Origin of the sequence: Methylorubrum sp. SL192, assembly GCF_026672325.1 — a bacterium.
GTDB classification, from domain to species: Bacteria; Pseudomonadota; Alphaproteobacteria; order Rhizobiales; family Beijerinckiaceae; genus Methylobacterium; species Methylobacterium extorquens.
In genome coordinates this window covers 1,514,224-1,538,227 of record NZ_JAPPQV010000003.1, presented here as the reverse complement: position 1 = coordinate 1,538,227, position 24,004 = coordinate 1,514,224, and the positions used below count along the sequence as shown (strand labels likewise).

General features: G+C 69.1%; 20 protein-coding genes. 7 read left to right on the top strand and 13 right to left on the bottom strand.

The window, feature by feature from the left end; translation table 11 throughout:
* Nucleotides 1-83: 83 nt before the first annotated feature.
* From OVA30_RS07930 to ileS, 5 genes are all read right to left on the bottom strand, one after another.
* The gene (locus OVA30_RS07930; RefSeq protein WP_268175123.1) at nt 84-1,367 is read right to left on the bottom strand and encodes a M16 family metallopeptidase; all 1,284 of its coding nucleotides are present in this window, start codon (nt 1,365-1,367) and stop codon (nt 84-86) included.
* Nucleotides 1,368-1,438: 71 nt separating this feature from the next.
* Nucleotides 1,439-2,821, bottom strand: coding sequence for a M16 family metallopeptidase (locus tag OVA30_RS07925; protein ID WP_268175122.1), 1,383 nt, complete (start codon nt 2,819-2,821; stop codon nt 1,439-1,441).
* Between the two features lie 192 nt (nt 2,822-3,013).
* Nucleotides 3,014-3,718, bottom strand: coding sequence for a hypothetical protein (locus OVA30_RS07920; RefSeq protein WP_268175121.1), 705 nt, complete (start codon nt 3,716-3,718; stop codon nt 3,014-3,016).
* A gap of 160 nt (nt 3,719-3,878) precedes the next feature.
* On the bottom strand, nt 3,879-4,394 hold the full coding sequence (gene lspA / locus OVA30_RS07915) for a signal peptidase II (protein WP_268175120.1): 516 nt from the start codon (nt 4,392-4,394) through the stop codon (nt 3,879-3,881).
* The gene (gene ileS, locus OVA30_RS07910) at nt 4,391-7,417 is read right to left on the bottom strand and encodes an isoleucine--tRNA ligase (RefSeq protein WP_268175119.1); all 3,027 of its coding nucleotides are present in this window, start codon (nt 7,415-7,417) and stop codon (nt 4,391-4,393) included. Before ileS ends, lspA begins: the two co-directional genes overlap by 4 nt.
* Nucleotides 7,418-7,899: 482 nt before the next feature.
* Here ileS and OVA30_RS07905 point away from each other — a divergent pair, with 482 nt between their 5' ends.
* The 4 genes from OVA30_RS07905 (at nt 7,900) to thrS (ending at nt 13,170) form a co-directional block, all read left to right on the top strand.
* Entirely contained in the window at nt 7,900-9,297 is a 1,398-nt protein-coding gene (locus OVA30_RS07905) for a dicarboxylate/amino acid:cation symporter (RefSeq protein ID WP_056119805.1), read from the top strand.
* Between the two features lie 22 nt (nt 9,298-9,319).
* Entirely contained in the window at nt 9,320-10,222 is a 903-nt protein-coding gene (locus OVA30_RS07900) for an ROK family protein (RefSeq protein ID WP_268175118.1), read from the top strand.
* Nucleotides 10,201-10,977: a hypothetical protein gene (locus OVA30_RS07895; RefSeq protein ID WP_268175117.1), complete on the top strand. Its 777-nt coding sequence runs from the start codon at nt 10,201-10,203 to the stop codon at nt 10,975-10,977. Before OVA30_RS07900 ends, OVA30_RS07895 begins: the two co-directional genes overlap by 22 nt.
* A 165-nt stretch (nt 10,978-11,142) precedes the next feature.
* On the top strand, nt 11,143-13,170 hold the full coding sequence (gene thrS, locus OVA30_RS07890; protein ID WP_268175116.1) for a threonine--tRNA ligase: 2,028 nt from the start codon (nt 11,143-11,145) through the stop codon (nt 13,168-13,170).
* A 1-nt stretch (nt 13,171) separates the two neighbouring features.
* On the opposite strand, the gene OVA30_RS07885 is transcribed toward thrS, so the two are convergent.
* Complete coding sequence (locus OVA30_RS07885; protein WP_268175115.1) at nt 13,172-15,472, bottom strand: spermidine synthase; 2,301 nt, start codon at nt 15,470-15,472, stop codon at nt 13,172-13,174.
* 71 nt (nt 15,473-15,543) lie between these two features.
* Nucleotides 15,544-16,938 (bottom strand): aminotransferase-like domain-containing protein, encoded by a 1,395-nt coding sequence (locus tag OVA30_RS07880; protein WP_268175114.1) that lies wholly within the window; start codon nt 16,936-16,938, stop codon nt 15,544-15,546.
* 126 nt (nt 16,939-17,064) lie between these two features.
* On the opposite strand from OVA30_RS07880, the gene OVA30_RS07875 reads away from it, so the two are divergent.
* Nucleotides 17,065-17,196 (top strand): hypothetical protein, encoded by a 132-nt coding sequence (locus OVA30_RS07875; protein ID WP_003599152.1) that lies wholly within the window; start codon nt 17,065-17,067, stop codon nt 17,194-17,196.
* Between the two features lie 186 nt (nt 17,197-17,382).
* Here OVA30_RS07875 and OVA30_RS07870 read toward each other — a convergent pair whose 3' ends face one another.
* Both OVA30_RS07870 and OVA30_RS07865 read right to left on the bottom strand, forming a co-directional pair.
* A complete protein-coding gene (locus tag OVA30_RS07870; protein ID WP_056460827.1) occupies nt 17,383-17,775 on the bottom strand; it encodes a hypothetical protein in 393 nt (130 codons plus the stop codon).
* A gap of 5 nt (nt 17,776-17,780) precedes the next feature.
* Complete coding sequence (locus tag OVA30_RS07865) at nt 17,781-18,701, bottom strand: hypothetical protein (protein WP_042508835.1); 921 nt, start codon at nt 18,699-18,701, stop codon at nt 17,781-17,783.
* A 156-nt stretch (nt 18,702-18,857) separates the two neighbouring features.
* On the opposite strand from OVA30_RS07865, the gene OVA30_RS07860 reads away from it, so the two are divergent.
* Together OVA30_RS07860 and OVA30_RS07855 are read left to right on the top strand one after the other, a co-directional pair.
* Complete coding sequence (locus tag OVA30_RS07860) at nt 18,858-19,445, top strand: nitroreductase family protein (RefSeq protein ID WP_268175113.1); 588 nt, start codon at nt 18,858-18,860, stop codon at nt 19,443-19,445.
* 10 nt (nt 19,446-19,455) lie between these two features.
* Nucleotides 19,456-20,061: a flavin reductase family protein gene (locus OVA30_RS07855; protein ID WP_012253755.1), complete on the top strand. Its 606-nt coding sequence runs from the start codon at nt 19,456-19,458 to the stop codon at nt 20,059-20,061.
* Between the two features lie 432 nt (nt 20,062-20,493).
* Here OVA30_RS07855 and OVA30_RS07850 read toward each other — a convergent pair whose 3' ends face one another.
* From OVA30_RS07850 to OVA30_RS07835, 4 genes are all read right to left on the bottom strand, one after another.
* Nucleotides 20,494-21,486, bottom strand: a complete 993-nt coding sequence (locus tag OVA30_RS07850; RefSeq protein WP_268175112.1) for a catalase family peroxidase — start codon at nt 21,484-21,486, stop codon at nt 20,494-20,496.
* Between the two features lie 219 nt (nt 21,487-21,705).
* Nucleotides 21,706-22,578, bottom strand: a complete 873-nt coding sequence (locus tag OVA30_RS07845) for a hypothetical protein (protein ID WP_268175111.1) — start codon at nt 22,576-22,578, stop codon at nt 21,706-21,708.
* 19 nt (nt 22,579-22,597) lie between these two features.
* A complete protein-coding gene (locus OVA30_RS07840; RefSeq protein WP_268175110.1) occupies nt 22,598-23,209 on the bottom strand; it encodes a glutathione S-transferase family protein in 612 nt (203 codons plus the stop codon).
* A gap of 38 nt (nt 23,210-23,247) precedes the next feature.
* Entirely contained in the window at nt 23,248-23,910 is a 663-nt protein-coding gene (locus OVA30_RS07835; protein WP_268175109.1) for an aldolase/citrate lyase family protein, read from the bottom strand.
* Nucleotides 23,911-24,004: the final 94 nt, after the last annotated feature.

Here is a 24,004-nt window from a genome sequence, read left to right as displayed (position 1 = left end):
GAAGCGCTCTCCGCTCAATAAAAAGGCCGGCGACGCGTCTCCGCGTGCCGGCCCCGGCCGTGATGGAATTGGTGCGAGGGCGCCTACAGCCCCGTGGGCCGCCCCGCGGCGACGACCAGCATCTTGCCGTCGCCGAGGGTGCGGGCGCCGGCCCGGCGGATGTCGGCCTGGGTCACGCTCGCCACGAGGTCGTTGCGACGGGCGATGTAGTCCATGCCGAGCCCCTCGAAGGCGATCTGCACCAGTTGGTTGGCGATCTTGGTCGAGGTGTCGAAGCCGAGCGCGTAGGAGCCGGTGAGGTAGTCCTTGGCCTTCTGCAGCTCCTCATCGGAGGGGCCGCCGGTGATGAGGCGCTGGATCTCGTCACCGATCACGTCGAGGGCCTCGACGACGCGCTCGTTCTTGGTGGCGGTGTAGCCCCAGGTCATGGCGACCGCGCGGTGCGAGGTCAGCGAAGTGCCGACCGAATAGGCCAGGCCGCGCTTCTCGCGCACCTCCTGGAACAGGCGCGAGGTGAAGGCGCCGCCGCCCAGGATGTGGTTCAGCACATAGGCCGGGATGAAGTCGGGGTCGCGCCACGCCACGCCCGGCATGCCGAAGCGGATCACCGATTGCGGCACGTCGAGATCGACCACGATGCGGCGGCCAAGTTCGTTGATCGCGGTCGGCGGAATGGCTTTGAGCGGGCCGGCTTCCGGCAGAGCGCCGAAGGCGCGGGCGATCATGCCGGTGATCGTCGCCTCGTCGAAGGCGCCCACAGCCGCGACCTTGAGGCTGCCGCGGCCGATCACGGCCCGGTGCAGGGCGACCAAGTCGTCGCGGGTGATCGCCGACAGGGTCTCGATCGTGCCCGACGAGGAGCGGCCGTAGGCGTGCCCCGGAAAGGCTTCGCGGAAGTAGCGGCGGGAGGCCAGCACCCCGGGATCGTTCTGCTGGTAGCGCAGGCTGGCGATCATCTGCGCCCGCACGCGCTCGATCGAGGGCTGATCGAAGCGCGGCTCGGCCAGCGACAGGGCCAACAGACGGATCGCCTCGTCGGCATGCGTGAGCAGCGTCTTGAGCGAGCCGCCGATGGAATCGGGGCCGGTGTGGAAGCTCAGCTCGATCGCGCGGGCCGCGAGCGCCTCCTGGAAGGCATCCGAGTCGAGATCGCCTGCGCCCTCGTCGAGCAGCCGCGCCATCATCTGCGCGGTGCCCGCCTTGCCCTCCGCATCCTGCGCCGCGCCGCCCTCGAAGGTGAAGGAGAGCGCGATCATCGGCACCACCGGCGAGGCGACGTGCCAAGCCTCGATGCCGGGGGCGGCCGCGAGCGGCAACGCCTGGGTCGGCGACGTCGCGGTGCGGGTGCCGGTCTCGGCGAGATTCATCGGAAGTTCCTTAATGCGTCTTTTCGCAAACGGCGCCGCCATCGAGGGCGGCGCGAAGAATCAGGGCCGTCTCAGGCGATCGCCACGTCCGGGTCGCGCGCCTTGGTCAGGTAGCCGGTCACCGAGCGGGCGGGCACGAGGTAGCGGGCGGCGACCGCGACGAGCCGGTCATGGGTGACCGCTTCGATCTCGACCGGCCAGCGGCGCACCTCCTCGACGGTCTCGCCGATGGCGAGCGCCGAGCCGTAGATGCGCGCGAGCGAACTCTGCGAATCGGAGGAATAGACCGTCTCGGCCATGAGCCGGATCTTGGCCCGCTCGATCGCCTCCGCGCCGAGCGCCTCGGGGACGCGGCGCAGCACGCGATCGATATGCTCTTCCAGGGCCTCCAGGGTCACGCCCTCGGCCGGCACGGCGTAGACGGCAAAGCGCGTGTCATCCATCGCCGAGCCCATGTACCAAGCGCCGGCATTCACCGCGACGCCCATCTCCAGCACCAGCTTGCGGTAGAGGAACGAGGTCGAGCCGCCGCCGACGACCTCGGCGAGCAGTTCGAGCGCGTAGCCCTCGCCGTCGCGGGCGGTCATGCAGGAGGGGGTGAGGTAGAGGCGCTGCAGGGTCGGCTGCTCGACCTTCGGGTCGGCCACCGCGATCCGGCGCATCGCCCGCGGCTCCGGCTCGCGCGGGCGGGTGCGCAGCGGCCGCGCGCCCTGCGGCGTCACCCGGCCGTAGGTATCCTCGGCCAGACGCCGCACCTCGTCCGGCGTCACGTCGCCGGCCACCACGAGGATCGCGTTCTCGGGGGTGTAGAAGCGCTTGTAATAGTCGATGGCGTGGGTGCGGTTCAGCTCTTCGATCTCGTGCATCCAGCCGATGATCGGGATGCCGTAGGGATGGTGCACGAACAGCGAGGCGGACATCGCCTCGGAGAGCTGCGCCGACGGATCGGTCTCGACCCGCATCCGGCGCTCCTCCAGCACCACGTCGCGCTCGGGCGCCACCACGGCGTCGTCGAGCACGAGGCCGCTCATCCGGTCGGCCTCGAAGGCCATCATCGTCGAGAGGTGGTCGCGGGCGACGCGCTGGAAATAGGCGGTGTAGTCGTAGCTGGTGAAGGCGTTCTCCTGGCCGCCGAGCGACGAGACCGCCTTCGAGAAGGCGCCGGCCGGGTGCCGCTCGGTGCCCTTGAACATCAGGTGTTCGAGGAAGTGGGCGATACCGGACTGGCGGATCGGATCATCGGCCGAGCCGTTGCGGTACCAGACCATGTGCGTGGCGACCGGCGCCCGGTGATCGGGCACCACCACCACGTCGAGCCCGTTATCGAGCACGAAGGCGGAGACCTCCGGGCCGCCCGCCTCGGAGCGCCCGAACGGGGCGGCGTCCACACGGCCGGCGTGATTCAGGCCTCGCTGCGGTCCCACGGGCGCGATGGCCTTCCGGTAGAGGTGCATCCCACTTTCCTTATGCGGGGGCTCTTCCGCCCTCCGCGCTTTCCGTCCCAAAGAATCCCGGCATTGTCCCGTGATCGGTCGCCGGTGGCAAATCCCATACCGCGCGGCGTGTCCGCGCGGTGACAGTCCCTCCGGATGCCGGGAGCCTTCGCCAACCCGCCGAGATCGACGAAACCGGGCGGAGGTCCGCTCTCAGCGCCCGGACGAGTTTCTCATATAGGCACGCGGGTCAGCCTCTTCACGGTCGCTGATCGGACCACCCACAGGGCCACCCTGCGGTTTGGCGACCTTGATCGGCGCCTTGCGATAGCCGGTGGGCGGATCGGTCAGCGTATCGCGGTCGGGCTCGACCAGCGACGGCTCGGTCTTGTCGGTCGTGCCCTTGAGCAGTTCGAACGGGTTCAGCCAAGTCGAATCGCGGGTGTCGCCCTGGCCGGGAGCGTTCGCCGGCCCGGTGAGCGCCCCGGCGCCCGAGCGGCGGCCGGCCTCCATCTCGTAGACCGAGAGCGTCTCGTTGTTGTCGTTCATGCGGCCTTGCGCGCCGCGCACGATTGGCTTCTTCGCCTCGATGGCAGCGCGCTCGCGCTGGACCACCTCCGGATCCTTGGGCCAAGCCGGATCGGCCTGGCGAGCCCGGGGCGGGGGCAGGCCAGCGGTCAGATCCTCCTTACCGCCGAGCTTGGGCGGCATCGCCAGCGGTGCGCGCTCGCGATAGGTGATGGCGGGACGGTCCGGCTCGATCAGGCCGAGATTGCTCAGCGTGTCGCGCATGAATTCGCCCTCGGCGCGGGCCGCGCCGACGGCGAGGCCGGGCAGCAGGGCTGCGCCCAAAGCCGCTCTCAAAGCCAGAGGACGGATCGATCCGAAAGCCCGCGAGACGCTGCGCCGCCCGTTCATGCCGATTTCCCCAAGGCTACGGACCGGCCCCGCCCGCTTCTGATCCGGGACGGTCAGCCGGACATCACTTCATCGTGAAGCGCGTCGAGCCCACAAACCGAGGTGAGCCGGGTTTCAGGCGAAGGTATGGCACCTTGACGCGGCTGGGGCGCGCCTGACGTCAAGCTTGGGGACGGCCGCCATTCCCGGCGACGTCCGTGCTCGGGGCGCGTGGGGCCGGCCGCAGGCTGTCGAGGATCAACCCGACGACGCCCGCGACGATGGCCGCATCCGCCACGTTGAACACGTACCAGGACCACGTTCCCGCGTGCAGGTGAACGAAGTCGAACACCGCCCCGTAGGCCGCCCGGTCGATGGCGTTGCCGAGCGCGCCGCCGACGATGAGGCCGAGCGCCACCGCGAGCAGCCGCGAGCCGGCCCGGCGCATCCACACCGACAAGCCGATCGCGGCAGCGAGCGAGACCCCGACGAGCAGCCAGCGCCCGAGCCCGCCCTCCTGCTGGAACAGACCGTAGGAGACACCCCGGTTCCAGACCACGACGAAGTCCGCGAACGGCGCCAGCCGCCAGGGCTGCGTCATCACGAGGTCGGTGCCGAAATAGAGCCAGAGCTTGGAGGCCTGATCGAGGACCAGCGTGGCCAGCAACGCGATCAGGCCGGAGCGGAAGGCGGTCACGCCGCCTCCGGATGGGCGGCGTCCCACTCCCGCAGGGCCCGCGCGTCGCGGGGCGTCACCTCGGGATAATCGGGATCGCTGCCGACCTCCGGCGTGACCCGCCAGGAGCGAGCGCATTTGATGCCCTCGGCCCGCTCGGGCACCACGGCCACGCCCTTCACCTCGTCGAGGCGGAAGGCGTCGGCCGGGCCCTCGCCGGCGCGCACCATGATCGCCGAGGTGATGCAAGTATCGGCGAAGTCCACGCCGTCGAGCGCGCCGAGCAGATCGGAATCCGACACGTAGACGGTCGGCGCCGCCTCGAGGCTGGCACCGATGCGCTTGGCCGCGCGCTCGATCTCGAGCGCGCCGGTGACGACGCGGCGGACCTTGCGGATTTTCTGCCAGCGGGCGGCGAGCGCGTCGTCGCGCCATTCGGCGGGCGTCTCCGGCAGGGTCTGGAGATGCACCGAGCCGTCCTGCGACGGGTAGCGGTCGAGCCAGGCCTCCTCCGCCGTGAAGGCGAGAACCGGCGCGAGCCAGATCACCACCCGGCGGAAGGCCTCGTCGATGACCTGCAGCGCGGCGCGGCGGGTCACCGAGGAGATCGGATCGCAGTAGAGCGCGTCCTTGCGCACGTCGAAATAGAAGGCCGAAAGGTCGCCGGTCATGAAGCCGTTGAGCAGCGCGACGATCCGCTTGGTATCGAAGGCCGCGTAGGCGTCGCGGATCTCGCCGTCGAGCTGCGCCAGACGATGCAGGATGAAGCGCTCCAGCTCCGGCATCTCGGTGAACGGCACGTCGTCACCGGGTACGCGGTGGGCGAGCGAGCCGAGCATCCAGCGGAGCGAGTTGCGCAGCTTGCGGTAGGTCTCGGCGAAGGTTTTGACGATCTCCGGGCCGATGCGCAGATCGTCGGAATAGTCGGCCGCCGCGACCCAGAGGCGGAGGATGTCGGCGCCCGATTCCTTGATGACATTCTGCGGCGCGACGACGTTGCCGCGCGACTTCGACATCTTCTCGCCCTTGGCGTCGAGAACGAATCCGTGGGTGAGCACCACGTCGTAGGGCGCGTGCCCCCGCGTGCCGCAGGATTCGAGCAGCGAGGACTGGAACCAGCCGCGATGCTGGTCGGAGCCTTCGAGATACATCACCGTATCAGGCCCGCCATCGACCGCGCGGCGGATGCCGGCGAGGCCGGGGAAGGCTTGCGCGTCGTCGAGCACGAAGGCGTGGGTCGAGCCGGAATCGAACCACACGTCGAGGACGTCGGTCACCTTCTCATAGTTCGCCGGATCGTAATCGGGCGCGAGGAAGCGCTCGGTGGCGCCCTCCGCGAACCACGCATCCGCGCCCTCGGCGGCAAAAGCCTCGGCGATGCGGGCGTTAACCCGCTCGTCGCGCAACACCTTCCCGGACTCACGCTCGACGAAGACGGTGATCGGCACGCCCCAGGCGCGCTGGCGCGAGACCACCCAATCGGGCCGGCCCGCGACCATGCCGTTGATGCGGTTCCTGCCCTGCGGCGGCACCCACTGCGTCTGCTCGATGGCGTGGAGCGCCGTCTCGCGCAGGGTGCGGTTGCCGAGAGAATCCACCGGCCGATCCATGGCGATGAACCATTGCGGCGTGTTGCGGAACAGCACCGGCTTCTTCGAGCGCCAGGAATGCGGGTACTGGTGGCGCAGGACCCCGCGGGCGACCAGCGCGCCGGCCTCGGTCAGCGCGGCGATGAGCGCCTTGTTGGCGTCGCCCTTGTCGCCTTTGGCGGTGAAGACGAAGCGGCCGGTGAAGCCCGGCGCCTCCTCCGTCAGCATGCCATCGGCATCGACGGTGTAGGGGATGCGGGTGTCGATACCGGCTTCCGTGAGGCGGCGGCCATTGGCCATCCAGACCTCGAAATCCTCGCGGCCATGGCTCGGCGCCGTGTGGACGAAGCCGGTGCCGGCCTCGTCGGTGACGTGCTCGCCCTCCAGCATCGGCACCGCGAAGCCGTAGCCGGGATCGAAGGCGGCAAGCGGATGCGACAGGGTGAGCCCGGCCAGATTCGCCGCAGGCACGTCGGCCACGCGCTCGAACGCCTCGACGCGGGCGGCCTTGAACACACCCTCGGCGAGCGCATCGGCCAGCAGGTAGGTGTCGCCGACCTTGGCCCAGTTGTCGTCGGCCGCTTGCGTGACCCGGTAGAGCCCGTAGGCGACGCGCTTCGAGTAGGCGACGGCGCGGTTGGCCGGCAGCGTCCAGGGCGTGGTCGTCCAGATCACGACGCGGGCGTTCTTCAGGCTATCGTTGTTAGGATCTGCCGCGAATGATCCTGGAACGATGTCTTCGGCGAGCGCAAATTTGATCTCGCGGATCGGGAAGGCCACGAACACCGTGTCGCTGACATGCTCCTCGTACTCGACCTCGGCCTCGGCGAGGGCGGTCTTCTCCACCACCGACCACATCACCGGCTTCGAGCCGCGATAGAGCTGGCCGGAGGCGGCGAACTTCATCAGCTCGGCGGCGATGCGCGCCTCGGCCGGGTAGGCCATGGTCGAGTAGGGATGATCCCAATCGCCGGTGACGCCGAGGCGCTTGAACTCGTCGCGCTGGATGCTCAGCCACTCGGCGGCGAAGGCGCGGCATTGCTGGCGGAATTCCAGCACCGGCACCTCGTCCTTGTTCTTGCCCTTGGCGCGGTACTGCTCCTCGATCTTCCACTCGATCGGCAGGCCGTGGCAGTCCCAGCCCGGAACGTAGTTCGCATCGCGGCCGAGCGCGCCCTGCGAGCGGACGACGACGTCCTTCAGGATCTTGTTGAGCGCGTGCCCGATATGGATGTTGCCGTTGGCGTAGGGCGGGCCATCATGCAGCACGAAGCGCGGGCGGCCTTTCGCGGCGGCACGGATCTTTTCGTAGAGGCCGATGTCTTTCCAGCGCTCCAGCAGGAGCGGCTCGCGGGTGGGCAGCCCCGCGCGCATCGGAAAATCGGTCTTCGGCAGGAACAGGGTCCGCGAATAGTCGCGGGCGGCCACGGGGGCGGCGTCGGTCTGGTCGCTCATGGCGGGGTTCGGCAGGGCTTTCGTCGCGGGGACGGTCGAAGAAAAACGGGCGGACGCGCTTCACCCGGCATCCGGCGCGGCCGCTGAACGCGGCGCCTACGCGGAGGCCGGGCCCGTAATTCGCGGCGGAAAGCGGATGAGGCCGAACATGGAGCGCTTCTAGAGCGCCCGCCCGCCAAGGGGAAGCCGCTTCGTCGCGGGGACGGAGGACAAAGCGGAGGGCCGGCCCCGATGCAGCGGGCCGGCATCGCACAGAACATGGCTTGCACCGGCCCCGCTTCCTTGCCATCAGCCCGGCCCGAACGTCGCCCTGGCGGCCCTGACGCGATGCGCGGCCAAAATACGCGGCTAGGTCGAAAGACTCATTAGTTACAAACGCCGCGCCGACTACCGAGGTGCGATTGAGCACCGCGATCAAACGGAATAGCGTCCGCCCAAAGCCGCCCGGGCGTGGCCGCGCAACACGGTATCGGTGAGGAAACATGGCCCATTCCGCAACGCCTGATGCGGGCGCCCCCGGTACATCCGGCGCGCACACTCCCTGGTACCGGGTGCTCTATATCCAGGTGCTGATCGCCATCGTGCTCGGCGTGCTGCTCGGCTGGCTCCAGCCGGAATGGGGCAAGTCGCTCAAATGGCTCGGCGACGGCTTCATCGCGCTGATCAAGATGCTGATCGCGCCGATCATCTTCTGTACCATCGTCCACGGCATCGCCTCGATCGGCGACCTGAAGAAGGTCGGCCGCGTCGGCCTCAAGGCCCTGATCTACTTCGAGGTCGTCTCCTCCCTCGCGCTCCTCATCGGCATCATCGTCGGCGAGGTGGTTCAGCCGGGCGCGGGCTTCGGCGCCGACGTGTCGAAGCTCGATGCCAAGGCGGTCGAGGGCTACGCCAGCAAGGCGGCGGCGGATTCGACGGTCGCCCACCTCCTCGGGATCATTCCCAAAAGCTTCTTCGACGCCTTCGCCACGGGCGACCTGCTGCAGGTGCTGCTGATCTCGGTGCTGACCGGCGTCGTGCTCACCGGCATGGGCAAGAAGGGCGAGAGCATCACCCACGGCATCGATGCCGCGGGTCAGGTGTTCTTCCGCATCATCGGCCTCATCGTGAAGCTCGCGCCCATCGGCGCCTTCGGCGCCATGGCCTTCACGGTGGGCCAGTACGGCATCGGCAAGGTCATCGACCTCGCTTGGCTGGTGGGCACCTTCTACACCACCTCGCTGCTGTTCATCTTCGTCGTGCTCGGCGGCATCGCGGCCTTCGCCGGCTTCTCGATCATCAAGTTCCTCGCCTACATCAAGGACGAGCTACTGATCGTGCTCGGCACCTCCTCCTCCGAGACCGTGCTGCCGCACATGATGACCAAGATGAAGCGCCTCGGCGCCTCGGACTCGGTCGTCGGCCTCGTGATCCCGACGGGCTACTCGTTCAACCTCGACGGCACCAACATCTACATGACGCTCACCACGCTGTTCCTGGCGCAGGCGGTGGGCGCCGACCTCTCGGTCGGGCAGTACGCGACGATCTTCCTCGTCGCCATGCTGACCTCGAAGGGCGCCTCGGGCGTGACCGGCGCGGGCTTTATCACGCTGGCCGCGACGCTGGCCGCCATCCCCGGCGCGCCGGTGCCGGTGGCGGCGATGACGCTGGTGCTCGGCGTCGACAAGTTCATGTCGGAATGCCGTGCGCTCACCAACCTCATCGGCAACGGTGTCGCCACCATCGTCGTCTCCCGCTGGGAGGGCGAGCTCGACAGGAAGAAGCTCGCCGAGGTGATGGCGCATCCGGTCGCGATCGGCACCGAGATCTCCGACGAGGCGCCGGAAGGCCCCGGCGAGGATGAGCCCGCCACCGCTCCGAAGGTCGTGGCGGCGCAGTAAGTCCGCTTTGGCCTCCGACCGGTTGCGAATCGGGATCGATCTCGGCGGCACCAAGATCGCCGGGATCGCGCTCGACGCCGACGGGACGACGCGCGCCGAGACCCGCGTGCCGACCCCGCGGGGCGACTATGCCGGCACCCTCGACGCCATCGCCGATGTCGTCGCCGCTTTGGAACGGCAGTCCGGCGTGACGGAGGCGAGCGTCGGCGTCGGCATGCCCGGCGCGGTCTCTCGCGCCACCGGCCTGATCAAGAACGCCAACTCGGTCTGGCTGAACGGTCGCCCCTTCGCAGGCGATCTCGCCGCCCGGCTCGGCCGCCCGGTGCAGGTCGAGAACGACGCCAACTGCCTCGCCGTCTCGGAGGCGGTGGACGGAGCCGGCGCGGGCGAGACCCTCGTCTGGGCGATCATCCTCGGCACCGGCGTCGGTTCGGGCATCGCTGTTCGGGGACAGGCGCTGACGGGCCGCAACGCCATCGCCGGGGAATGGGGTCACAACCCGCTCCCCCAGCCCCGCGACGACGAGCGCCCCGGCCCCGCCTGCTATTGCGGCCGCAACAGTTGCATCGAGACCTGGCTCTCCGGTCCCGGCCTCGCCGCGGACTTTTTCCGGTGTACGGGCCAGACTCTGACCGGCGAGGCGATCGTCGCCCGGGCGCAGGCCGGGGATGCGGAGGCCGCCGCGGCGATGGCCCGCTACCGCGACCGCCTCGGCCGCAGCATCGCCCAGGTGGTCAACATCCTCGACCCCGACGTGATCGTACTCGGCGGCGGCCTCTCGCGGGTCGAGGGCCTCGTCGCCGCCTTGCCCGGGGCAATCGCGCCGCACGTCTTCTCCGACCGCTTCGACACGCCGGTGCGGGCGAGCCGGCACGGCGACGCCTCCGGCGTGCGCGGAGCCGCATGGCTCTGGGGCGCCGGATGATCGGTTGGCTCCGCCGCCTGCTCGGCCAGGACCGTCCGCCCCCGCACCCCGTGCCGGCCTGGGAACCGGAACCACCGCCGCCCGTGCCCGCCTGGGAGCCGGAACCGCAGCCGCCGCAACGGCGCAGCGAGGCGGAGATCGACGTTGTCGAGGCGGCCCTGAACGGCTTGATCGCGGCCGGCCTCCGGCTTGGACCCCATTACGAAGGGATGGACCGGCGCGCCGTCGCGCGAGCGATGGCGGAACATCTCGAATTCGCTGTCGGCGACGGCAACGAGACCCTGCCGCTGACCGAGCACAGCTCGGACGCGCTGTCGATCGACATCCTGTGGAGCTATCGCGCCCTCGCCGACGCGATCGAGGACGAATTCGCCAACGCGGCGATCTTCGAAGATCACTGCTACGACGGCGCCGACGAGGAGACCTATCGCGCGCTGTTCGCCCGGCTGATCGAACTCGCCGGGGCCTGGACCGGCCGCGGCGTCACCGTCTCCCGTGTGCCGGGACTGGGGCCCTACGGGCACGGCTTCCGCATCGCGTTCGAGACGCAGCCGCCGATCCCGCCCCTCACCTTCCCGGCCGACAAGAACTTCGACTGGAGCCTGCTCGAACGGCTCGATGCGTGCCGGCCGGCGGGCGAGACGCGCCGGTTCCGGATCGCCGCCGATGGCGGAGCGGGGCTGGTGCTGTTCCTCGACGACACCGAGGCCAGAGCGATCGCCGCGCGCCTGGGCTGGGGGCCGGACGATCTCTGAACGGCTCCGTCCGGTTTGGTTCTCTGGCCAGCGCCCCGTCAAACAGGCTCTGAGGGCTGCTGTTGTCTCTTGGTGTGGTGAGTCAGCATTGACTTCACCCGCCCGCCTTCCGAAAACCCGCCGTCCCCTCCGCGGGGCGTCATCGACGAAAAACACGGTCCCATCATGCCCATCCTGACCTTCCCCGACGGCAACACCCGCGCGTACGACGCCGCGGTGACCGGTCGGACCGTGGTGGAGGGCATCGCCAAGTCGCTCGCCAAGCGCACGGTCGCCATGGCGCTCGACGGCACGGTCTGCGACCTCGACGACACGATCGCGCGCGACGCCGCGATCGAGTTCATCTCGCGCGACGATCCGCGGGCGCTCGAACTGATCCGCCACGACTGCGCCCACGTGCTGGCGGAAGCCGTGCAGGCGCTCTGGCCCGGCACGCAGGTGACGATCGGCCCCGTCATCGAGAACGGCTTCTACTACGACTTCGCCAAGGACGAGCCGTTCACGCCGGAGGACTTCCCGAAGATCGAGGCGAAGATGCGCGAGATCATTGCGCGCGACGCACCGTTCACCAAGGAAGTCTGGAAGCGCGACGACGTCAAAGCGCTCTTCGCCGAGAAGGGCGAGAGCTACAAGGTCGAGCTGGTCGATGCGATTCCGCCGGGCGAGGATCTGAAGATCTACCGCCAGGGCGAGTGGTTCGACCTCTGCCGCGGCCCGCACATGACCTCGACCGGCAAGGTCGGCGCGGCCTTCAAACTGATGAAGGTCGCGGGCGCCTATTGGCGGGGTGATTCCAACAACCCGATGCTGACGCGCATCTACGGCACCGCCTGGGCCTCTCAAGCCGATCTCGACGCCTACCTGCACCGGCTGGAGGAGGCTGAGCGCCGCGATCACCGGCGCCTGGGCAAGGAGATGGATCTCTTCCACTTCCAGGAAGAGGGGCCGGGCGTGGTGTTCTGGCACGCCAAGGGCTGGACGATCTTCCAGGAGCTGATCGCCTACATGCGCCGCCGCCTGAAGGGCGACTACGCCGAGGTGAACGCGCCGCAGATCCTCGACAAGTCGCTGTGGGAGACCTCCGGCCACTGGGGCTGGTACCGCGAGAACATGTTCGCGGCCCAATCCGCCGGCGAGGAGGCCGAGGACAAGCGCTGGTTCGCCTTGAAGCCGATGAACTGCCCCGGCCACGTGCAGATCTTCAAGCACGGGCTGAAATCCTACCGTGACCTGCCCCTGCGCATGGCCGAGTTCGGCGTCGTCCACCGCTACGAGCCGTCCGGCGCGATGCACGGCCTGATGCGGGTGCGCGGCTTCACCCAGGACGACGCGCATATCTTCTGCACCGAGGACCAGCTCGCCGCCGAGTGCCTGAAGATCAACGACCTGATCCTCTCGACCTATGCCGATTTCGGCTTCGACCAGATCCTGGTGAAGCTCTCGACGCGGCCCGAGAAGCGCGTCGGCTCCGACGCCCTGTGGGACCATGCCGAAGCGGTGATGACCCAGGTGCTGGCGCAGATCGAGGAGCAGTCCGGCGGACGGATCAAGACCGCGGTCAATCCCGGCGAGGGCGCGTTCTACGGGCCGAAATTCGAGTACGTGCTGCGCGATGCCATCGGCCGCGACTGGCAGTGTGGCACGACGCAGGTGGACTTCAACCTGCCGGAGCGGTTCGATGCGAGCTACATCGACGCCGACAGTCAGAAGAAGCCGCCGGTGATGATCCACCGCGCCATCTGCGGCTCGATGGAGCGCTTCACCGGCATCCTGATCGAGCATTTCGCCGGCCACTTCCCGCTCTGGCTCGCGCCGGTGCAGGTGGTGGTGGCCACGATCACCAGCGACGCCGACCCTTACGCCCGCGAGGTCGTCCGCGTTCTGGAGCGCGCCGGGCTCCGGGTTGAAGCCGACCTGCGCAACGAGAAGATCAACTACAAGGTCCGCGAGCACTCGCTGGCCAAGGTGCCGGTGCTGCTGGCGCTCGGCCGTCGCGAGGCGGAGGAGCGCACGGTCTCGGTGCGCCGCATGGGAAGCCAGAAGACCACCACGATGGCGCTCGATGCGGCGCTCGCCGCCTTCATCGAGGAGGCGACCTCCCCGGATCGCCGCCGGGCCGACGCCGCGGCCGAGAGCCTCCCAAGCACCGACGCGGTGCTCGACGGCCAGCACGTCGAGCTTCCGGCGCCGTAGGTCAGGGCGTCGCCGGGAGCGGTGCGCGCCAACGGTCTCGCAACGCTTCCAGAGCGTTGGCGTAATCGTCGCTCCAAGGCCGTCGCGACATGTCGGGCGCCACCACGCTCCACCCCAGCGCTTGCGCCTCGCGTATCGCCGCGGGATCGCGCGTGATCAGGACGGCGCTGGATTTCGTCCGCTCAATCTGAACGTCCTTCCCCTGAGACGATTCCAGGCGCGCAAGCAACGTCAGCTCCCGCTCGGCCGCCAGCCGGGCCAAGACCTGCCGCAGGTCGAAGTGGCGGTTGCTGATGTGAAGTGCGAGCAAGCCTTGTCGGTCGAGATGGGCAAGGTACACGGCGAGCGCCTCTCCGGTCAGAAGATGGACCGGGATCGCATCAGAGGAAAAGGCGTCGATGATCAGTATCCGCGCCTGTCCGGTTCGGTCGGAGAGGGACAGACGCGCATCGCCCTGAACTGTGCGGGCATCGGGGGCGCATTCGGACAGAAATCGGAAAAGCTTCGCATCCCGGGCGAGGCGGATCACCACCGGGTCAATCTCGTAGAATGTCCAGGCCTCGCCAGGGCGCGCATAGCAGGCAAGGCTGCCAGCTCCGAGCCCGACCACAGAAACCGCAGGGATCGCTACGTTCACCCGGCGGCTGATCTCGAACACATCCGAGAGAGGGCCGCCGGGGGCGTAGTAAGTGGCCGGCGCAGGGCGTCCGCGGCTCGGCGTGCCGTCGTCCTCGCGCAGGCGCATGGCGCCGTGGATGGTGGTGCCGTGCGCCAGGACGCGGAAGCGTTCATCCTGCGTGGTTTGGAGACGGTGGAGGCCGAAGAAGCTGCGGTACTTCCCGCCGTCGGTTGAGACCGTGGATTGGATTAGGACCGCGACGACACCAACTGCACTCCCCATTAGCGCGAACCGGGTCGGATTGCGCCAGGTCGTCGCAAAACAGAGGAGAAGGCCGATCAGCAACGCCCCCTTCCCGAACGACGCGCTCCCCGCCATGGTGGCCATCACTGTCGCAAGGACGGCACAGACCACAACTGCGATCGTGCGGGCCGCCCCTCCCATCACGTCCCGGAGGTGACTGGCCATGACGGCGGGCCGACATAGCAGAGCAGCGGCGAGGAGGAGCGGATATTCGTAGACGCCAGAGAAGATGCTCGGTGCCAAAAGTGCGGCGAATATGCCGCCGATGACCCCCCCCAAAGATGTGCAGAGATAGAAGTCGGTGAGCCGGGTCGCGGAGGGCCGCAGGGCATAGACGGCACGATGGGCGATCAGGGCGTTCACGAGGAGCAGGCTGAGCGTCACGCCGAGATCAAGCAGAAACGACGTCTGTCCGATGAACATCGCGGCGAAAGCGAAGGCCGTACCCGCTGCCTGCATGCCACCGAGCAGCAAGCCCGGCCAAGCGCGCTCCGGGCGTGAGGGCCGGAAGGCGACGATGAAACTTGCGAGGTAGAGCGCGAGCGGAACGACCCAGATCAGCGGAATCGCAACGACGTCCGTCGAGATATGGGCGGTCGTGGCCACCAGCAGGCCAGATGGCACGGCCGAAAGGGCGATCCAGGCGAGTCGGCGACCAGCGTTCGGGTATTCGGTATTCCCCTCCTCGGCGGAGGAAGCCGCGGGCGACCCGTTGCTCAGGCGCAGGCCGCAGGCCAGGACGGCGCAAGTCAGCGCGGCGTAACCCAGTGACCAGAAGCGGGCCTGTGCGTCGAGGCCGAGCAGCGGCTCGACCAGCAGAGGATAGGACAGGAGCGCGACGAAGGAGCCGGCATTCGAGGCGCGGTAGAGGAAGTACGGGTCAGCGCTGCGCGCATCGCCTGAGCGGGCGAACCATGCCTGGAGGAGAGGGGCGCTCGCGGACAGTGCAAAGAATGGCAGACCGACCGACGCGAGGAACAGGCCGATGAGCCAGAGCGCTTCGCCCTCTGCCGGCGGTGCCCCGAACCCCGTAGCCAAGGTCACCGGCAGAAAGATGAAGCCAGTCAACAGCACGAGAACGTGAGTAACCAGCGCGGCCTGGGGTCGAAGCCAGCGCGTCAGTGCGTGCGCGTAGGCGTAGCCGGCAAGCAAAAGCGCCTGGAACACCACCATCGCCACCGACCACACAGCGGGCGAGCCCCCGAGGATTGGCAACACACGCTTGGTGAACATGGGCTGCAGGCTGAACAGCAGCATGGCTGCGAGGCCGAGCGTTCCAGAAAACAGGCTGACGAGACCGATACGGCCAGCAATCCGTACCGCCGGAGAGAAGGACGATCTGTCCCGCACCCGCTGGCGAGATGTCCCGACGAATGCCATCGCCTATCCCTGAACTTTGCGCGTCCTCGGATACACGCAAAAGATTAAGACTCGGCTTGTTGCTGAAACGTCTACCCCTCCATCGCCCGCGCCAGCTCCGAAAACACCCGCGGGTCGGCGCATTGCGCCACGTTGAAGCGCATGGCGCCGGCGGCGCCTTGGCTCAGCGAGAATACGTTGCCCGGCGCCAGCACCACGCCGCGGGCGAGCGCCCGGCGGGAAATCTCGGCCGCGTCGAGGCCGTCCGGCAGGCGCGCCCAGAGGAACATGCCCCCCGTCGGCACGAAGGGCACGGTGACGCCGACCTCCGCGAGCCGCCGCACCACCGTGCCGCGGGCCTCCGCCAGCCGGGTGCGCATGGCATCGACATGGTGGCGGTAGCTGCCCTCGGCCAGGAAGCGGTGGACGGTGGCCGCGGTGAGGTGGTTGTCGCTGAGCGAGACCGCGAGCTTGAGATCGACGAGGCGCTCGACCCAGTCGCCGCGGATCGCGACCGCGCCGACGCGGGCGCCGGTCGAGATCGTCTTCGAGAAGCCGCCGACATGGATCACCCGGTCGAGCCCGTCGAAGCCGGCGAGCCGCGGGCCCGGCTCCGCCTCGAAATCGGCATAGGCGTCGTCCTCGACGATGAGCGTGCCGTGCATCTCGGCAAGCCGCAGGATGCGATGGACGGCGACCGGGCTCAGGGTCGCGCCCGTCGGGTTCTGAAGGCCGGAATTGGTGATGTAGAAGCGTGGCCTGTGCTCGATCAGCGCCTGCTCGAACGCGGCGAGATCCGGCCCATCCGGCCCGAACGGCACGCCGACCATATTCAGGCGGTGGGCACGGGCGAGCGCCTGGAACGAGAAGTAGCAGGGATCGTCGAGCAGCACCGTATCGCCGGGCTCGGCGAGGAAGCGGATGATCAGGTCGAGCGCGTGGGTCACCGAATCGGTCAGCACGAGCTGATCGGGATGGGCGCGGATGCCGCGCTCGGTCAGCCGCAGCGCGAGGTGCTGACGCAAGGGGGCGTGGCCCTGCGGCGTGTCGTAGAACATCACCGCCGCGCTCTGGCGGGCGACTTGGCGCAGCGCCCGGCGCAGCTCCGCCTCCGGCAACCAGTCCGGCGGGAGCCAGCCGCAGCCGGGCCTCAGAGAATCCGGCCGCGCCTCGAGTGATTGCCGGGTGATCCAGATCGGATCGACTGCCCGGTCGAGCCGCGGCCCGATCGCGGTGAGGCAGAGCGGCTCCGGGCGGGCGGAGACGAAGAAGCCCGAGCCCGGCCGCGAGACGATGGCGCCGCGCGCCGCCAGCCGGTCATAGGCCTCGACCACGGTCGATTTCGAGACCTGCATGCTGTCGGCGAGGCCCCGCACCGAGGGCAACCGCGCGCCGGGGCCGAGCGCCCGGCCCTCGATCCGCGCCTCGATGGCCCGCATCACCGTCTCGACCCGCGAGAGGACCGGTTCCGCGACTGTCACCGTCATGACTGTCCCTCCGAACTGTACCAGCGCTCGTCCCGGACAGTTCGTTGAAATCGTACCGCAACCGTCCCTGTCGGGAAAGCGGCGGCGCCGTCATATCGGGGCCATCGAACCGACAGGAGACAGACCATGACGTTTTTTGAAGACACCCACGCACAGCATCCCGATGCCCGCGCCTGGATCGGCCGGCGCCTGCGCGATGCCATCGTCCTCGCCGCCGGCGCCCTGCTCGCGCTGCCGCTGATCGTGCCGTTCGCCTGAGATTCTATTCGACTGGTTTTCCCAGGACTTACCTCATCCTGAGGTGCCGCGGAGCGGCCTCGAAGGACGGTTCCAGGGATCGCGGCGCCGTCTGGAGCCCTCCTTCGAGGCCTCCGCTTCGCTCCGCACCTCACGATGGGGGGGTCTGATCCACCAACCGGCTGACCCTATTCGCTGAACACGCGATCAGCCGGCGGTGCAGTTCGCCTCGAACAGCGCCTTCGCCCGCTCCATGGCCCGGAACGCCGCCACGGAGCCCGGGCTGCGCAGTTCCGGCCCCTCGGGCAGACGCCCGAGGAAGGGTTCGGACAGGTCGGCTACGAACGGCCGGGGCCCGGTATAGGCGCCCATGCGGTTGCGCAGATCGACCGTGCCGCACAAAGCCCCGGCCCGGCCGATCCGCAGGCCGGCCACCTTCGCCTCGGGGTCGCGCATCTGCCGCTCGATCAGGCTCAGCGCGGTCCGCGCCGCCTCCGCCCCGACGCCGGCCTCCGAGCCGTCCACGACGGTCTGGGCGCCCGCCGCACCTGCGCCGGACAGGATCAGAAGGGCCGCGAGGGCGGTCTTGCGCAGGCGCATCGGGCTCAGCTTCCTTTGGCCACCACTTCGATGTCGCGGTCCATGCCGCTCTCCACCTTGAACTCGCGGGTGAAGACCTGCCCGTCGTGGCGGGCGATCAGCACGTAGTCGCCCTCGGCCAGCGTGACGGACGGGAAGGCGCCGATCGCCTCGCGGATCGTGTCGCCGCCCGGTGTCAGCACGCTGAAGGCGGTGCCGGCGAAGGCCTCGGAGCCGGGGGCGGCCACGAGCTTCAGGGTCACGGTCGCGGCGCGGTGGTTCATGGTCGCGTCGGTGACCTTGCCGTTCTCGACCCGGAGGTCGGCGCGCTGGATCGCGTTCGAATCGCCGTAGCTCGACACGACGTGGTAGGTGCCCTCGGGCAGACGCACGATCTCGCCGGCCTTGATGCCGCTGCGCACGAGGCGCCCTTCCGAATTCGTCCCGATCGGCACGTAGACCGAGAAGCCGAGCTGGTTGCCCGGAATCTTCTGGTCGCCGACCGCCCCCGACAGCTTGAGCGCGCCCGCGGCGACGCGGAGCTGATCCGTGTTGGCGGTGCCCGCCATGGTGATGCGCTTCGAGGCGCTGGCATAGCCGTAGGTGACGGTGGCGACGTAGGCGCCGGCCGCGAGCTTGAAGGTCGGGGCGGGATCGTTCGACCGGGCGACGATGGCCGGACGGGTACCGTCCCCGTTCTCGCCGTAGACGCGCCAGGTCAGGCCGGAGCGGATCGGCCCGTTCGCGCCAACGAAGACTGCCGAGAGCGTGAGGTCAGCCTCGCCCTCCGCCGCGGGCGGGGGCAGCACCGGCCCGGTGACGCCCGGCGAGGGCAGGCCCGGCCCGAACGGCGTCGGCGCCTGCGCGGCCGCGGGCGGGATCGCGAGGAGAGCAGCCAGGGCAAAGACCGAGGCGACGGTTCTGCAGCCTGCGGACCCGCGTCCCATCGTCCCTCGATCCTTCTGCCCGCGCCGTCCGGGGCCATGTTGGCCCTCGTTGCGCCCGTAGTGCACCTGCGCGCTCTTGAAACCCGACCGTGGCGGCGGCATGGCGGTCGGCAAGTGAGTATCACCCATCCTTCAGCCTCTGCACGCGGATTGTCCATGACCGAGATTCGAGACGCCGCGCAGGGCAGCACCCTCGACCTGCTGCGTACCCGCCGCTCGGTGCCGCCGATTCTGCTCGACGGACCCGGCCCCACGGCGGAGGAACTCGATGGCTGGCTCGCGATCGCGGCGCGGGTGCCCGATCACGGCAAGCTGAGCCCCTGGCGCTTCCTCGTGATCGAGGGCGAGGCGCGCGAGCGCGTCGGCGCGATCATCGAGCAGACCTTCCTCGCCGACTTCCCCCAAGCCGACGAGAAGCGGCGTGCGCAAGAGCGGCAGCGCCTCGCCCATGCGCCGATGGTGGTGGGTGTCGTCTCCCGCGCCGGGCCGCACGTCAAAATTCCGGAATGGGAGCAGGTGCTGTCGGTGGGCGCCGTCTGCATGAACCTCGTGGTCGCCGCCAACGCGGCGGGCTACGCCACCGCCTGGCTTACCGAGTGGTTCGCCTATGACCGCCGGGTGCTCGATGCCCTCGGGCTCGACCCGGCCGAGCGCATCGCCGGCTTCATCCATATCGGCCGCGCCCGTGAGGTGCCCTCCGACCGGCCGCGGCCGGACCTCGCCCAGATCGTCACGCGGCTTTGAGGCTGACCCCATGTATTACGAGGCCGAGACGCCCAGCCTGCCGCACAACCCGCTGAAAGCCATCGTCGCCCCGCGCCCGATCGGCTGGATCAGCGCCATGGACCGGGCGGGGCGGGTGAACCTCGCGCCCTACTCGTTCTTCAACGCGGTCGGCGGCGAGCCCGACATGGTGATGTTCTCCTCGTCGGGCCGCAAGGACGCGATGACCTTCGCGGAAGAGGGTGGCGAGTTCGTGTGCAGCCTCGCCACCTTCGATCTGCGCGAGGCTGTCAACGCCACCTCGGCGCCGCTGGCACGGGGCGAGAGCGAGTTCGGCTTTGCCGGACTGACCCCCGCGCCGTCGCGCCGCGTGCGCCCGCCCCGCGTCGCGGAATCGCCCGCGGCGATCGAGTGCAAGTGGCTTCAGACCGTGCCGCTGGTGCCGCTCGGCGGGGGTGAGCCGGCGAATTTCATGGTGATCGGGCAGGTGGTCTCAATCTACGTGGACGACCGCTTCGTGAAGGACGGCCGGGTCGATACCGGCGCCATGCGCCCGATCCTGCGCGGCGGCTATTTCGACTACTTCACCACCGAGTCCGAGAACCGGTTCGAGCTGCGACGGCCGAAGGCCGGCTGACGGCGTGGGGTGAGGTCCCGATCGGCGTGATCGCTGCTTGGTCTGCGGAACCCAGGAACCGAGGCCCCGGAACACGGCCGAGCGCCTGCGGTTGGTGACGCAGGACGGCAGCACGACCTGCCGCACGCGGGAGCGAATGCATGATGGGACTGTCTGGACGCGGAATTCTCCTGGGTGCTGCGCTTCTCACCGGTCTCGCCGGCAGCGCTGCGGCGGCCGAGGACAAACGGGCCGCTTCCCCGTCCCCGGCAAAAGACCGGAATGAGGCCACCCCTTCCACGGGCAGCGTGGGTGCGGGTGGACTGACCGGCTCGGGCGCCACGAAGGACGGGGCCCGCACCGGCGCCTCGGATACGCCGCGCCCCGCCGGATCCTCGGCTCCGGCCGCCGGGACCGCCCGTTAGGCGGAGCGATCCCGGCCACACCGATCGCCTATTGCGCGCGCCGGCCGAACGACACCGCGTAGGCCTGAACACGCGCATCGATGAGCGGATCGTCCGACACGTCGATGCCGTCGGTGAGCGCGTTCGGCATGAACAGCAGCGCCTTCTCGGCCTCAGCACTGTCCGGCACGACCTTGGTGACCGTCAGCGTGCCGAGGTCGAGGGTCTTCCGGCTTTCCGGCCACGGCTTCGTGGCGTCGTTGGTGGGATCGCCCGCCTCAGCGAGTTGCGCCAGCACCCGGAACTTCGCCGGCTCCTTGGCGACGCGTGGGCCGATCTCGTCCACGAGGTAGTTCGGCTCCCGCTTGGCCGCCTCCTCGGGGGCCAGAATCTCCTCGCCCTGAACCGGGACGACCCGGAACCGGAACGGCTGCCGCTTGCCGTCCTTATCGACGAAAACGAAGGCGTTGACGCCGTTATAGGTCTGCCGGGCGAAGCTCGACGGGGTCTTGGCCGTGGAACCCGCCGTGGCGGCGGCCGGGTGCGTGGCGACGAAGCGCTCCAGTGCGGTCGGCTTCTTCGCGTCCGGCCCGCTCTCGGACACCGCCTTCAGCAGGTCGCGGAACTCCTCGCCGGTGGCGACAGGGAAATAGGCGAGCGAGTTCAGGACGACGTCCATATCCGAGCCGTCGCCGAGTTTGAACTTGAGCGACATGCCGTGAGGATTGGCGTTGGCGGCGCCGTCCGCGATCGTCGGCACACCGGTCGCATCCGAGAAGCGGATCGTCACCGGCACGGCCGGCCCCGCGAACAGGGACGCCTTGCTGATCTTCGCCGCGTCGGCAGAGGGGGTGAAGCTGCCCTCGGCGACCACGCCCTTGGCGTGGTTGGCACGCTTTCCGGGATGCTTGCCGAACAGGGTGTTCATGACGTCGATGGTCTGCTCGGCCGTCGAGCTGTCCTGCGCTCGGGCCGGAAGACCGCCGAGGAGAGCCAGCGCGACACCCGCAGCCAGGGCACGTCCGTATCGTGAGACCACCATTCATTCCTCTCGGGGCATGTCGCGACATCGGACAGGGGCCGCCCTCGCGAAATGGAACGGTTTTAATCCAAAGCCAAGCGCCGTTGCTTTGGTTACGAACATGCGCTGACCACCGAGTCCGAAAACCGGTTCGAGCTGCGGCTGCCCAAGGGCGGCCGAGGGCGTGCCGGGTCTATCGGCCTGATCGGGTCCAGAGCCGCGAGGATCGGAAGCGGTCCTTCACGGCCGCTGCTCCGAGGCCGCCCGATGCGTCACGATCTCCGTATGGGTCGAGCTTTCCGGCGTCCCGTCCGAACCGACGGCTTCCAGTGTCGTGACCCTCGTTCGACGCCAGACCGTCCCAGCCGCATCCGTCTCGAGCGTGATCGCGATCGTACCCGAGATGGTGTCCCGCGCCCGCCTGCGAAGCGCGTCATCCAGGGTCAACGTCTTATCCATGATCTGCGCGACAGCAACATCCCCTTCGGCGCGTGTTCGGCGGACCGCGTCGGGATCGATCGGGAGAAGCGCGGTGTAGGTCTCGCCGCGTGGGCCGGCCTGCGTCCGCGTCAACATCCCGGACACCCGCGATTCGATATCCCGGTAGGGTTCGCCCTCGCCGGCCCTCAGGGATCGCAGGTCGATCGCCTCGACCGTCGCGATGATGGATTGCGGATCGCACTCGATCTTGAACATGGTCCACGTGAACAGCCAGCCCCCGCATGACGCCCGCGTCAGCCCGGCCGCCTTGATCCACGCGTCGATGCGCGCGTCGATCTCGTCAGCATTGACCAGCTTTGCAGGCCCGCTCGACGGCTTGAACAGGCGGGCCGGAAACTGCCACTGGCGCGCTCTGTCCGGCGCGGACGTGTTCTTCGGCAGATCATATTCCAGCTCCACGCCGTCGTCCCTGACGGCGACCACCCGTTCGAGAAGGGCGTCGCTGCCCCGCGAATTCGATGAACTGCTGCCGTTTCGACCCGAGGTTTCGTAACGCCTGACGATCTCCCGTTCATCGCCGACGATGCGGTGGGCCGCGTGATCCGAAGCCCACGCCGTCACAGGCCCGGCCAGGAGCGCAGCGGTCACGGCGACGATCTGGGTCAGCTTCACGTTTGCACGCCGGCTCCGGTTACGACGTCACGCCGGATCGGTCCGCCGCGCCGATCCCGAGTCCGGCCTCGACGCGGGCGATCCAGGCCCGCAAGGCCGGATAGGGCGTGAGGTCGAAGCCGCCCTCGTGAGCAAGACGGGTGTAGGCCACGAGGGCCACGTCGGCGAGGCTCAAGGCGGAGCCGACGAGGAAGGGCCGCTCCGCCAGGGCGCCCTCCATCAGCGCCAGCGCGGCGTGGCCCCGCTCGAACAGCTTCGGTTCCAGTTCGGCCTCCGACCGGCCGAGATAGAGAAGCTGGAAGCGGCGCACGGCGATGTACGGCTCGTGGCTGTACTGCTCCCAGAACAGCCATTGCCGCATCTTCGCCTGCGCGAAGGCATCCGCCGGGATTAGCGCGGAATCGCGGGCGAGATAGCCGATGATCGCGTTCGACTCGGCGAGGCTGCGCCCGTCCTCCAGCACGAGGGTCGGCACGCGCCCGTCCGGGTTGAGGGCGAGGAAGTCGGGGGTGCGCGTCTCCCCCTTCAGGATGTCGAGCTCGCGCCAGTCGAGGTCAATCCCGAGATGCGCCGCGACCCAGGCCACCTTCAGGCAATTGCCCGACTTGCGGTCGCCGTAGACGGTGAGCATGGCAACCTCTCCTGTCCCGCTTGCGCCCGAGGGATGCCTCACCCGGCGCCGTCGCGCGGCCGGACCGCGACGCTCACCGGGGCCCGCACCACGACCCACTCGAAGCCGTTTTGCTGCACCGCCGCAAGCCGCTCGGGTGAGCAATCCTCGCCCTCTGTCACCATGTCGAAGGCGGCCACCCCAGCGGCCGCGGCGGCGAGGCGGACAAGGCTGCGGGCCTGGGCGAGCGCGCCCGTTTCTCGCAGGACGACCGCAAACGCCGTTGCGTCGAGGCCGAGGCCGGTCAGCCGCGGGCTCGCTCCGGCAAAGCTGCGGGCGTCGAGCACACCGAGGGGATGGCCGATCACCGCGAGGATCGCGGTCGCGCCGTCGGGCAGGCCGGCCTGCGCCTCGCAGACGGCGAGCCGGCCCCCGAGGGCGGCCACGTCGCGGCCGGAGCGCGCATCGCGCAGCAGCACGCCGTCCGGCGCTTGCGCCATGAGTGCATCGAGGCTGGAATCGTCGGGACCGTCGAGCGTGGCGTAGAGCGTCAGATCCGGCCGGCGCGCCCGCAGATCCGCTACGAACCCCGGAGGAAGCCCGGCCTCGAACACCAACGCATCGGCGCCCGCCGCCAGAGCCGCAGCGGCCGATGCCGCGTCCACGATGACGACGGCCCGGCGCAGGCCGTCAGGCTCGGATTGGGGCGAGGCGGGGCGCATGCGGCCTTCGATGGATCGGGGCGGATTCAGAACGGCGCCTTTCTGCCCAAGCGGGCGGAAAACCTACGCTTTCTTGTGATGCGACAGGTTGGGA